Origin of the sequence: Halobacterium sp. CBA1126 (genome assembly GCF_009741975.1) — an archaeon.
Lineage (GTDB): Archaea > Halobacteriota > Halobacteria > Halobacteriales > Halobacteriaceae > Halobacterium.
On the sequence record NZ_WPCF01000040.1, the window covers coordinates 10001 to 21333 of the forward strand.

Sequence of the window (11333 nt, forward strand, 5' to 3'; positions counted from 1 at the left end):
TGTCTGCGTGCATCGATGAAGATTAACCAACAATATTGAGAAATCGAGAGTGTGTTGGTTAAATCAGGGGAGCATGTCTGGACTTTCTCGTCCAGAAGTGGATCGAGATGGGATTCAGTGGGAAGCAGGAGGATTACCAACTCAAAGATAGGACGAGAATTTGTTCAAGTAACGCTTCAGGAATAGATAGAATACATACGTACATCGGGCCTACAGGTTTAGAGGGAAAGAATAACAATCATTCAGTTCAAGAACTCGATAAGGAATATGTACGATCTCACAGGATTTCAGCGAGACCTCCTCTACGTCATCGCCGGCTTAGATGAACCACATGGGCTCGCCGTCAAGGACGAACTCGAAGAGTACTACGAGTCCGAGATCCACCACGGCCGCCTCTATCCGAATCTCGATACACTCGTCGACAAAGGTTTGGTCGACAAGGGGGAAATCGACCAGCGAACAAACTTCTACACAGTGACGCGGCGTGGCGAGCGAGAAATTGCAGCCCGCCGTGAGTGGGAGAATCAGTACGTCGACTTAGAAGAGTAGATGACAGCAACCTGAGTTCTGAGAGGAGTTATCGCTGCTTAACCAACGGAAGGACTGCCCCACGGAACCGCTCTTCTACTGCAGGATGTTTTAACCAACAGAACCTCGATAATACCGAAATTGTTGGTTAAGTTCGGGGCGGTTCAATACGAATCGTCGGAATACGGATGGAGACCCCTCTATCGATGTGTTCCTCACGGGAGTCAAAGCAGTTAGAGAGAGAATGCTGGGAGTGGTGTGGCTCGAGGTGATTGACCGGTTATAGACAGACACCCCTCTATCGATGTGTTCAGTTCAGGGTGGTACGAGGGAAAAACCGAGCGAGAAGAAGATACTGGCGGATGTCAGAGCCCATTGGACTGGTTCAGCTGGTTCACGAGACGATACGTGACGGAATCAACGACACGAGACGGCTAAGGATTGTGTTCAGTAGAAGAGAACAGATAACAGCGGTTGCCGAACACTTCGAACACTTCGATAGAGGTGTGTGTGTGTGTGTTTGTTCTAGAAAGCTAGAAGAGAAGAAGAGAAGAAGAGAAGAACAACCACTTTCTGGAGTCCCAATATTCCTGATGCAGTTCGTCTCTCTACCGAATCCCGGGAAATCGTCGTAGATGAGACGTCTTGCCGCTGGTCCCAAATCGGCCGAATCGCTTCGAGTCGTCCCCACGCCGGATCACTCGAACACATCGATAGAGGGGTGTGTCTCTTCAGCAACTCCTCGAGGGGCTCGCCGACGGACGTTCTTGGAACACTTCGTTAGGCGCGTTTGGAAATAACCGTCGTAACGAGCTATACTGGCGCTATATCCGGGAATAAACCCCTCACTCCCCTGATTTACACTTCGATAGGGGTGGGGAACATTTTTACTCTTGCTCTGTATGGGGTCGTACATGGGTATCGACGACTCCGATGGCTCCTCTCCTGATCCGGAGTCCCTAGACGACTCTACACAGACGGATCTTTCCACGGAGTCTTCTGCTTCCGAAGGCGCTTCTGACACAGCCACCGACGAGGATAGCGAAAGCCCTTCTCAATCGATCGAGGATATGCTGCTGGAATTCGACGAGCAAGACGGTCTCATCCGCGACCGCTCGCTCCTTGATCCCAACTACGTCGTTGAAGAGGACCGCATCGTCGGTCGCGACGAACAGCTCCAGGAGGTCACCAAGATGCTTCGCGTCGCACTCGGTGACAACCGTCCGCCGAACCTCTTCCTCTACGGCCCCTCCGGTACGGGCAAATCCCTCATCACCAAAGCCGTCTGCAAGAACATTAGTCGTATCTGCGACTCTCGAGACATCCAATTCGGGACTGTCGAAGTCAACTGCCAGGACCTCGACACCCTCGGCGTTGCTGTCTACGAACTCGCCCAACAGGCCGCCGATGAGGCTGGTGTCGACGTCGAAGTACCGAAGCACGGCGTCGCGACCAAGGAGAAATGGGACGAACTCTACCGCATCATCAACGAGAACTTCGACTCCGTCGTCTTCGTGCTCGACGAACTCGACATGCTCGTCGGCCGTCGCGACAAACAGGACCCAGCGTTCTCGCGGCTGCTCTACCAGCTCTCGCGGGCCGGGGCTAGCGACGACCTCACCGCCTACATCTCCGTCGTCGCAATTTCGAACGACACGAAGATGATGGAAGCCGTTGGCAGTCGCGCGTTGAGCTCGTTCACGCCCGAGGATGTCCACTTCGATGACTACGATGCCAACCAGCTGCAGTCGATTCTCCGCCGGCGTCAGGACGCATTCCATGATGGCGTCGTCAGGGAAGAAGTCATCCCGCTGGCGGCTGCATTCGCTGCCCAGACACACGGGGACGCGCGGAAAGCCATCGACTTGATGCGCGTAGCTGGCGAGCTCGCCGAGCGTGAGGGGGACCAGGAAATTCGCGAGAAACACGTCCGGATGGCTCAGGACAAAGTCGAGAAAAATCGCGTCCTCGAGGTCGTTCGTGGCATTAGCACGCAGAAGAAACTCTGCCTGTACGCCACGGCATCGGTTGCCGCACAGACGGACGGTGGGACCGCTCGGAGTACCACTGGGTACCAGGTGTATCAGTACCTGACGGAGTCAATTGATGCTGATCAGTACCACCAGGAGACATATGTGAACAAGATGAAGGAGTTGACGACGTACTCGCTGGTTGACTTCGAGCGACGGAGTCACGGCCCCAGCTCGGGGATGTTCCTCGAGTTCCAATTCGGTGAACGGCCGGAAACCATTCTGGAGACGCTTCGCGAGGACTCCCGTATCGAGATGGTTTCGACTGACGAGGTCAAATCAGTCGTGAAAGCCCAGGTTCGCAACGAAGCCTGACGGCAGCCGATTCACCGCTGATTGTTTCTCTGGAAACCCCCTTCTGATCGCTCCTTGCTTAAGGTGAATGAGACTGGCTCGAGATAGCCCAAGTGCTGCACACCCCTTTATCGATGTGTACTGGCTTGCTCAAACGTAGCACGCGTTCGACAACCACCAGGTATTACCCGACACGTCACGCCGGCCACGACTACTACACACCCCTATCGAAGTGTTATTCGTCGGTAAAATACCCCTAATCGTCGATAATCGGGATTTCGTTAGTCGTCAGTCCAATACTCCAGGGTCTAACTTTTCGGTTTCAAACTGAATCTCTGCGCACTACCTGTCGACGCGTACGTTCTCGAAGAGACCCCTCTATCGAAGTGTTCCGTCCGGACGCACACCTCTATCGAAGTGTTTCTGTGACTGATTCACACGCCATCTTCGACGATGAGGATTCCCAACCCAACGTAGAACTTCCCCGTACTGTTTCGTCTGGCAGCAGCTCCTCTGGGAGTCTTACTGTGGAGTTGGTCTCTCTGCTCTCGGAAATTCAGTGCGAACGTGAACTTAGCGTCGGCGACACCAGACGTGTTCCCGACTTCGTTCGAAATATCACAACTAAACTGCGGATGCGGGCGTCATCACGATGGCCGCCCCTTCAGGGGTGGGAGGTGGTCAAACCTACTTGTAGTGATCTCGTTCGACACGCTCGTCGAACAGTTGGGCGAGCCGCCTCGTAATTGGGCCGTTCGAGAGGTCAACGCCGTCGAGATTGCTGATAGGGCGGATTTCCCACGTGGAGTTCGTCAGGAATGCTTCGTCGGCGTTACGCACGTCATCGACGCCGTACCGGCCGGTCTCGAGGGGGATTCCGTCGCCCGCAGCGAGGTCATGGACGACTGACCGAGTGACACCCGGGAGAATTGGAAGGTCGTCGCTCGGCGTCTTGAGGGTTCTATCGTCGATGAAGAATAGGTTGCTCGTCGCGCCCTCAGCGATGTGGCCGTCGACAGTTCGAACCAGCGCTTCGTCAGCTGTCTTGCCGGTCCCATTCTGCTGGAGTTCGAGGCGCGCGAGTATGCCATTCAGGTAGTTGTGAGTCTTTGCATCGGCTGGCAGCGTGGCGTCCGGCACGCGGCGCGTTTCGACGGTCTGGACTGTGGCCGGTTCGCTCCAGACTGATTCACCGCCAGCATCGGCCTTCCCGCCGCGTGGCAGGTCGGCGACAAAGACCACGATGGTCGGGTCAACGTCGGGATCCGGCGTGAGCTTTCCGGGTTGGACGCCGCGTGTGACCGAGACCTTGCAGTATGCCTCTGACAAGTCGTTCGCGGTCAGTGTCTCGTTGATGCGCTCGCGGAGGTCGTCCGGCACAGCATCACCGAAGCCGAGCGTCTCCGCGCTGCGCTGCAGGCGGTCCCGGTGGGCGGTCCACGCGAACGGCTCACCGCCGTAGACGCGGAGCGTCTCGAAGACGCCGTCGCCGTACTGGAACCCGCGGTCGCGGACCGACACCGTCGCGTCGGTAGCCGGCACGAGGCTACCATTCACGTGGTACTTGATTGGATCGTCGTTCACAGCGACCCCTCCAGCGCGCGTCGGCAGAACGTCTCGACGAGTTTCTTGCCGTGGTCGGTGAGAATACTCTCCGGGTGAAACTGGACGCCAACGTGGGGCCGGTCACGGTGCCGGACGCCCATCACTACATTAGTCTCATCATCAGTGTAGGCAGTCTCTTGGAGGATGTCCGGCAGGTCGTCGCGCTCAACAGCCAACGAGTGATACCGCCCCACGCGGAACGTATCCGGCAGGCCAGTGAAGACGCCGCGGCCATCGTGAGTGATTGGCGAGGGCTTCCCGTGGACGACGCTCTCCGCGTGGCCGACAGGCGCGCCCGCTGTCGCGCACAGCGCCTGGTGGCCGAGACAAACCCCAAGTGTGGGGTAGTCGAGTTCGTCGAACACCGGCATGGAAACACCGGCCTCCTGTGGAGTTCCTGGTCCCGGTGAGACGATGATAGCGTCCGGATTGATGTCCCTGACGTCAGCGGGAACGATGTCGTCGTTCCGGCGGACGATCACTTCGCCCGCCCCAGTCTCCTGCAGCCAGTCGTCGGTCGTAACCACTTCGCCGACGTACTGGACGAGGTTGTACGCGAACGAGTCGTAGTTATCGACGACAAGGACCTTCATCGCTCCCCCACGGTGAACCCGGCGTGTTGCCCGAGCGCCTCGTCAATAGCGGTGACGAGCGCGCGGCCCTTATCCAGTGTCTCATCGAACTCTTCGTCGGGGACAGAGTCGTGGACGATGCCCGCGCCGACCCGCAGGTGGTATTCCTCGTCGTACTGGACGAGTGTTCGAATGACGATGTTCAGCGTTGCGCGCCCGTCGAATCCGAAGATGCCGATGCTACCGGTGTAGGGACCGCGACGTGTCGCCTCCACTTCGTCGATAATAGCCATCGTCCGGGGTTTCGGAGCGCCGGTAATTGTCCCGCCGGGGAACACCGCAGCGAGGGCGTCTCCAAGGTCGTAGTCCGAGTGGAGTTCACCCTCGACGAGTGAGACAAGGTGCATTACCTCCGAGTAGCGATCGACCCGGCGGTACTCGCTGACCTCGACAGTCCCGTAGTTGCTGACTTTCCCAAGGTCGTTCCGTTCGAGGTCGACGAGCATCGCGTGCTCGGCGCGCTCTTTTTCGTCGCCGGTCAGATCCACAGCGAGAGCTTCGTCTTCTTCCAAGGTCTCGCCGCGAGGCCGTGTCCCGGCAATAGGTTCCGTCAGTAGACGATCGCCGTCGCGGGCCAACAGGAGTTCGGGGCTCGCGCTTACGAGATTGACGCCCGGGAACTCCAAGAGAGCGGAGTACGGCGCGGGGTTGACCTCTCGGAGCGCATCGAAGGCCGCGACCGGGTGGACTACCGCGGGCGCGGTCAGCCGCTGGGAGACATTCGCCTGGAACGTGTCGCCGTCGCGGATGTACTGCTTGACCGTGCGCACGCGATCGGCGAACGCTGCGCGCCCGCAGTCGCTCTCGAACCGCGCCTCGTCAGCCTGAACTGGCGGCTCGCCGACCGATGGATCGCCGGTAAGAGCGTCGTTGGCGAGAGCGGTCGCGCGTTCGCGGCCCGCCTCATAGGCCGCTTCGGCGTCCGGGAAGTTATCGAGTCGAGGACAAGCAGTGACGAACAGCGTCGTTTCGTCCCCGTCCCACGGTTCCTCCCAGGCGGCGAGGCAGTCGTAGACGCCAAGTTGCAGGCGGGGGAGGGTGCGGTCGCGGTCGGCGTGGTCAGGTAGGTCCTCAAGTTCACGGGCGATGTCGTAGGAGAGCCATCCGACGGCGCCGCAGGGGTACGGGACCACGCAGTCGCCGCGAGCCAGCGACGCGCGGTCGAGGCGGTCAACGAGCGCATCGATAGCAGGGCCATCGCCTGGTGAGACAGTCAACAGGTCGATGGGATCGACACCGAAGTATCCCCAGCCGTCCTGTCCGCCGGTTGTTTCGAGGTAGATTCCGCCAGTCTCGTCGCGAGCACGCCGGTAGGCGTCGAACGGGTCGGTGACTGCCACACGAACTACGACAGGGACGCGAGCGTCGGGTGGCGAGCCGCTAGCGGTCCTATGGAAGTCGTTCTCGTCGGTTTCGACCCACAGGTCGGCCATCATCTCTACTGATTGGGGTAGTGATTAACAGCTTTTCGATAGGTGCGGTTGTAATCCGATTGTCTTCGCCGTCCAGCCGGCTGATATCTCTCAAATTAAGTCTTCACCGAGGTAAGTAGTCGAGTTTACAGAACGGTGAACAGTTGGGTGTCGGGCACTGTCTAGTTCTGCACCTCCTGGATAGGTGTCTTCCTTCTTCTATCGTTCACCGCTATCCCGTTGTTGTGCATCGGCAACAGCAATGCCTGCAAGATTCACGATATCCTTGACTTCGTCGCCGCGCTGGAGGACGTGGACGGGCTCATCCATTCCGACCAGCATCGGGCCGATGGCGTCGGCGCCGCCGAGGCGCTGGAGGACCTTATAGCCAATATTTCCTGCCTCAAGATTGGGGAATACGAGGACATTCGCAGGTCCATCAAGCTCCGCGAAGCCGTAGGCTCCGGTGAGCATCTCCTCGACGAGCGCGGTGTCAGCCTGCATTTCTCCGTCGACGTCGGCATCATCGAGAAAGTGCTTCTGCCCGAGGACCGTCGGCAGAACGGTCTCTCGTACAAATTCTACGGGGTTAGCGAAAGCGGCCGGCAATTCCTTGAGGAACACAAGCTCCTCCGGGCACAAGATACGCTTCGAGAGATATACGACCGCGTAGAGAAGACCGAGGACATCAAACGGTACGAGACTGCCCCTCGACCCGAGCGCTGACAGCGCTAACTTTCATATCGTAGCCGGAGGCTTTCCGAACGGCTGACCACACGATTGAGACGCAGCTCTGTCTAGTCGTCCGGATTGACCGGCCCTTTATATTTTGACTTCACCGTCTCACCCTCCCGCCACTGCCAGTAGTAGTAGCGATTGTCGTTGATCTCTTTGATCGTGATCGTCGCTTTGGCGGGGACATCATCCGGCAGATCGTCTGGTCGCTCTTCGATCTCTTCTTGATCTACCGACTCCTCGAGCCGGGTCTCTCGTTCCTTGTGCTCGGCGAGCGCCTCAGCGTACGTCGCAACGTCTCGGAGCTGCTCCGGATTCGACTCGTTGAGCGTGGTGACGATCTCCGTCGGAAGGTTCGCCGGTGGGGTCGGGGTTCGTAGGACATCGGCTCTTCTCGTGTTAACCAACACGCCCCGCGAATCCATAGTTTTGTTGGTTAAGTCGATGGAGACAGTTCTCGCGACCGATGGCTGTAACACTACTCGAAACTTCTTTATATATAAGTTTCGTACTATGTTACACCGTGCTCCGGCGCATCGAACTCGAGGTCCTCGCCACGGTCGACCGCGGCGACACGATCTCCGAACTCGCGACGAAGCTCGACCACAGCGAGAGCTACCTCTCTCGTGCCGTCGGCGACCTCGTTGAGAAAGGGCTCGTCTACACGGAACGCGACGGCCGCCGAAAACGAGTTATCCCGTCGGATGCTCGCGCCGTCGAGCTCTACCAGGACCTCGTCCGCCAGCACTCCCACATCGACTTCCCCGAACTGCTGACGGGCAAGGCACTCGAGGTGCTGTACTACCTCGACCAGCCGCGAACCGTCTCTGAGATCGCCGACCGGAGCGATAACTACCGCAACACGGTCAACCGCGTCCTCAAGCGGTTTCGCGACCGTGGGCTCGTCGGGACGGCCGACGGCCGCTACGAGTTCAACGCCGACTTCGACCGCCTCCACGAGTTTGCCCGTGAACTCGCACACCATCTGCATCGCCACCGCCTCGAAGCCGTCGCCCCGAAGGGCACGATTCTCTGGGAGGACTACGACGAATTCCTCGTCCAGACCGAGACGGAGATCGATGCGGAGGCGTTCCACGAAACCGGCCTCGCTCGATTCGCGGCCTTCGACCTCCAGTTCCTGCTCACCGACCACCGCTACTACGTCTACGCCGAGGACCTCGACGTAGTCTCACCGGCGGAGCTCTGCTGTCACACCCTCTTGATCGACGACGGCAGCCGCCACCGTTCGTACTGTCTCCTCCTGCTCAGCCACGTCGACGTCGACGAGGCGGACCTCCGAGAGCAGGCGGCGAAGTATGGTCTCGAAGACGAAATCGACGCCTTGCTGCGCTACCTCGAGACGCACGGCGAGGTCGATGACGAGCGACTCCCGGAGTGGGACGAGTTCCAGGAGCTGGCGGCTAACTACGAGGTGCCACTACCACAGTAAGCTCACTACGGCCTAAGGACCGTGGTGTTCACCGTGGACTCCCGCTCTAGCCGAATCCGGCAGGGGCTTGACCCCGTTCGCGTTCAGCATCCCGGTGTTCAAGCGCACGCCTACGGGTGCGCCTCCTTCGCCGCCAGTTTGGTTGCGAAGGAGTCGATAGCCGATGTTTTTGGCTGCGTTGTAGTCCGCGTGGTTCTCGTACTCGCAGGACTGACAGCAGAACGCGTCCTGTGCGGGGCGGTTGTCCTCGTGTGTGAACCCACAAGATGAACACCGTCTCGACGTGTTCTTCGGGTTCACTTGCTCAACCTGGATCCCGAGTACCTCGGCCTTGTACGAGACGTAGTCGTACAGGCGACGGAACGCCCACTCGTGGAACTTACGGGCATCTGGCATCCGATCGCGGATATCCGTCAAGTTCTCGAAGGCGATCACCGTGCAGCCATTTTCAGCTGCCTCGTCTACGAGTTCGTTCGCGACACGGTGAAGATACTGCTTGAAGCGTCCCGTCTCCTTGCGTCCGACCGCTTGGACGTTCTCATGAGCCCACCGCGACCCACACTCTTGGAGCGATTTGCGGCGCTGAACGTACTCCTGTCGCCAGTGGTTGAGTTCGTCGGCAGACCAGAACACGCCAGTCGAAGTAACGGCGATGTTCTCGACCCCGAGGTCCACACCGAGAACCGTTCCGTTCTCGGCTGGAACGGGGTCGTCCACATCCGCCTTTGTTCGGACGTGGAGGTAGAAATCGCCACGGCGATAATGGAGTGTCGCACCAGTAGTCTCCCACTTGTTGCTCCGCAGATATTCGGAGAAGGGCGTTTCACCGGTTACCTCGGGAATGACGTACTCGACAATAACGCGTCCATCGACGGTAGATAACGAGGCGTGGTCGTCGTGGAATGTGGCGTTTCGCTGGTTATATTCCACGAAGGGCGAGGTGAACGTGGGCAATGAAGCGTACTCACCTTTCGACCACTTCGCGAGCACACTTTCAAGTGCGTCAACGGCACGGTCGCGAGCCGACTGAACGTGGTTGCTGTGAAGCCGTGTCTGCTCGCGTAGTTCGTCGTAGGTCAGGTCGTGCAGGACGGACTTTCGGGTTTCGGCCCATTCACCGTCCCACGCGGCATCTACGACATAGTTGGCGGCCCACCGAAACTCGTCGATGGTCTCGTGAAGCAGTTCCGCCTGCTCTTCGGTCACATCGAGTTTGACCGGAACAGTGCGGTGGACCTCCATATACATCACAACACAACCTGTGATTAAAAGTATTAATAAGATATAGTAGAGAGTCAACCCTGCCATGGACCGTGAGACGACTCACGAGTGCTGGTTTTCTCCCGTACCCGTAGTTTCGGGCACCTCTATTGATTTACTATGAGACCAACATTCGGCCGCGAGTACATCGAGAACGAATTCCAGCGAATCGCGAATGGCCTATCTGAACCGCTCACGGTCTACCTGATCGGTGGTGGCGCGATGTCGCTGCGCGACCTCAAGGGGGCGACGAAAGATATCGACCTGGTCGTCCCGGATGGCGACGCGTACGGCCAGCTGTGGGCCGTCTTGATGGACCTCGGGTATGCGGAGGTCCAGTCGCTGGATCCAGATTATCGGGCGCTGGGGGCGACGAGCTGCGTCGAGAACGACGACGGGTGTCGCCTCGACATCTTCAACCAGCAGGTCGCGAACAAGCTCGTGCTCACCGACGGGATGCAAGAGCGCAGCGAGCCGTTCCTCGACACGGATCGACTGACGGTCCGGCTAGTCAGCAACGAGGATATCTTCCTGTTCAAGGCGATCGCCGGCCGCGACGACGACATCGAGGATATGAATATGCTCGTGCAGGCCGGCCTCGATTACGATGTCGTCCGGGCTGAACTCGAAGCCCAGATCGAACGCCTGGGGGACGATCAGTTCGCCACGTTCGCGAACGAGGCTCTGGTCGAACTCGAGGAGCGGTACGGGGTGACCACGCCAATCGAGGCCCGCGTCCAGGAGCTCACGAATAGGTACTACCGGGGGCTCGAAGTCCTCCAGGCACTCGATGAACCGATGACCGTCGACGAACTGGCCGCCGAACTGGAGCTGGATACCGACGAAATTCGTGAACGGATTATGTATCTCGCGAAGTTCGAACGGATACACCAGGAAGAGGAGTCAGTATACTTGGCAGAGTAGACGAATTTGGGCCTTTCACTCTCCACGGGACTATGCTATAATCAGCACTGAGATAGTGACGGTAGGAATCGAAGCCGAAACAGTAGCGGAAACCGGATATTTATTGAAGAGATGTTAGAATTGAGTTGATACGGAATGGCACGCCTCCACGAATACGGTCCTGATTCCCCTCGTAGTGGGTACCATCTAAAAGGATGGACAAAACACTCAGGGAATACAACACTTCAAGTCCACTATCCCTGTAAGCTCCTCTTCGACTGGCTTGATTTTAAAGAAGGAGATAAAATACCTGATGAACTGGTAACTTCACTTCTTGACTCAAACTTATTATATACCAAAAGTGATGGCTCTCCAATGGGGGATATCAACTGGACCCCGTCGTTTGATTCTGTCTCTGCAGAACTAAGTGAGGAGCAGTGTCAGCGGCTTTTGGGATTTCTACGTGCGCTCTTGTGAAGTACAT

General features: G+C 58.1%; 10 protein-coding genes and 2 pseudogenes (1 of these 12 cut by a window edge). 6 read left to right on the forward strand and 6 right to left on the reverse strand.

The genetic code is table 11. From position 1 onward, the window contains the following. From GJ634_RS16930 to GJ634_RS07380, 3 genes and pseudogenes are all read left to right on the forward strand, one after another. Window positions 1-26 (forward strand): annotated as a pseudogene (locus GJ634_RS16930) (DNA polymerase I); its annotated part reaches 127 nt to the left of the window's first position; the annotation flags it as partial. Window positions 27-267: 241 nt separating this feature from the next. After that, window positions 268-549 (forward strand): PadR family transcriptional regulator, encoded by a 282-nt coding sequence (locus GJ634_RS07375; protein ID WP_157501723.1) that lies wholly within the window; start codon window positions 268-270, stop codon window positions 547-549. Between the two features lie 893 nt (window positions 550-1442). Next, entirely contained in the window at window positions 1443-2873 is a 1431-nt protein-coding gene (locus tag GJ634_RS07380; RefSeq protein ID WP_157501725.1) for an orc1/cdc6 family replication initiation protein, read from the forward strand. Window positions 2874-3539: 666 nt separating this feature from the next. Here GJ634_RS07380 and GJ634_RS07385 read toward each other — a convergent pair. The 4 genes from GJ634_RS07385 to GJ634_RS07400 all read right to left on the reverse strand — a co-directional run bounded on the left by GJ634_RS07385 (window position 3540) and on the right by GJ634_RS07400 (window position 6975). Beyond that, the gene (locus tag GJ634_RS07385) at window positions 3540-4421 is read right to left on the reverse strand and encodes an aminotransferase class IV (RefSeq protein ID WP_331714048.1); all 882 of its coding nucleotides are present in this window, start codon (window positions 4419-4421) and stop codon (window positions 3540-3542) included. Between the two features lie 11 nt (window positions 4422-4432). Further along, window positions 4433-5050 (reverse strand): aminodeoxychorismate/anthranilate synthase component II, encoded by a 618-nt coding sequence (locus tag GJ634_RS07390; RefSeq protein WP_157501729.1) that lies wholly within the window; start codon window positions 5048-5050, stop codon window positions 4433-4435. Further along, window positions 5047-6522, reverse strand: coding sequence for an aminodeoxychorismate synthase, component I (pabB, locus tag GJ634_RS07395; RefSeq protein ID WP_157501731.1), 1476 nt, complete (start codon window positions 6520-6522; stop codon window positions 5047-5049). Before pabB ends, GJ634_RS07390 begins: the two co-directional genes overlap by 4 nt. A 198-nt stretch (window positions 6523-6720) precedes the next feature. Further along, window positions 6721-6975, reverse strand: coding sequence for a phosphate acyltransferase (locus GJ634_RS07400; RefSeq protein ID WP_394350879.1), 255 nt, complete (start codon window positions 6973-6975; stop codon window positions 6721-6723). Between GJ634_RS07400 and GJ634_RS16935 the strand changes: the two genes are divergently transcribed. After that, complete coding sequence (locus GJ634_RS16935) at window positions 6874-7227, forward strand: hypothetical protein (protein WP_394350880.1); 354 nt, start codon at window positions 6874-6876, stop codon at window positions 7225-7227. The two genes, GJ634_RS07400 and GJ634_RS16935, sit on opposite strands and share 102 nt — an antisense overlap. 71 nt (window positions 7228-7298) lie before the next feature. On the opposite strand, the pseudogene GJ634_RS07410 reads toward GJ634_RS16935, so the two are convergent. After that, window positions 7299-7621 (reverse strand): annotated as a pseudogene (locus GJ634_RS07410) (hypothetical protein). Between the two features lie 138 nt (window positions 7622-7759). Here GJ634_RS07410 and GJ634_RS07415 point away from each other — a divergent pair. Beyond that, entirely contained in the window at window positions 7760-8686 is a 927-nt protein-coding gene (locus GJ634_RS07415) for a MarR family transcriptional regulator (RefSeq protein ID WP_331714047.1), read from the forward strand. A gap of 12 nt (window positions 8687-8698) precedes the next feature. Here GJ634_RS07415 and GJ634_RS07420 read toward each other — a convergent pair whose 3' ends face one another. Beyond that, complete coding sequence (locus tag GJ634_RS07420) at window positions 8699-9928, reverse strand: RNA-guided endonuclease TnpB family protein (RefSeq protein WP_157501737.1); 1230 nt, start codon at window positions 9926-9928, stop codon at window positions 8699-8701. A 138-nt stretch (window positions 9929-10066) separates the two neighbouring features. Between GJ634_RS07420 and GJ634_RS07425 the strand changes: the two genes are divergently transcribed. Continuing rightward, window positions 10067-10870 (forward strand): DUF6036 family nucleotidyltransferase, encoded by an 804-nt coding sequence (locus GJ634_RS07425; protein WP_157501739.1) that lies wholly within the window; start codon window positions 10067-10069, stop codon window positions 10868-10870. Window positions 10871-11333 lie beyond the last annotated feature (463 nt).

What these genes read in the sequence shown, in the direction of transcription:
- GJ634_RS07375 (WP_157501723.1), top strand. Translation starts at nt 268, where the DNA reads ATGTACGATCTCACAGGATTTCAGCGAGACCTCCTCTACGTCATCGCC.
- GJ634_RS07380 (WP_157501725.1), top strand. Translation starts at nt 1,443, where the DNA reads ATGGGTATCGACGACTCCGATGGCTCCTCTCCTGATCCGGAGTCCCTA.
- GJ634_RS07390 (WP_157501729.1), bottom strand. Translation starts at nt 5,050, where the DNA reads ATGAAGGTCCTTGTCGTCGATAACTACGACTCGTTCGCGTACAACCTC.
- pabB (WP_157501731.1), bottom strand. Translation starts at nt 6,522, where the DNA reads ATGGCCGACCTGTGGGTCGAAACCGACGAGAACGACTTCCATAGGACC.
- GJ634_RS07400 (WP_394350879.1), bottom strand. Translation starts at nt 6,975, where the DNA reads ATGCTCACCGGAGCCTACGGCTTCGCGGAGCTTGATGGACCTGCGAAT.
- GJ634_RS07420 (WP_157501737.1), bottom strand. Translation starts at nt 9,928, where the DNA reads ATGGAGGTCCACCGCACTGTTCCGGTCAAACTCGATGTGACCGAAGAG.
- GJ634_RS07425 (WP_157501739.1), top strand. Translation starts at nt 10,067, where the DNA reads ATGAGACCAACATTCGGCCGCGAGTACATCGAGAACGAATTCCAGCGA.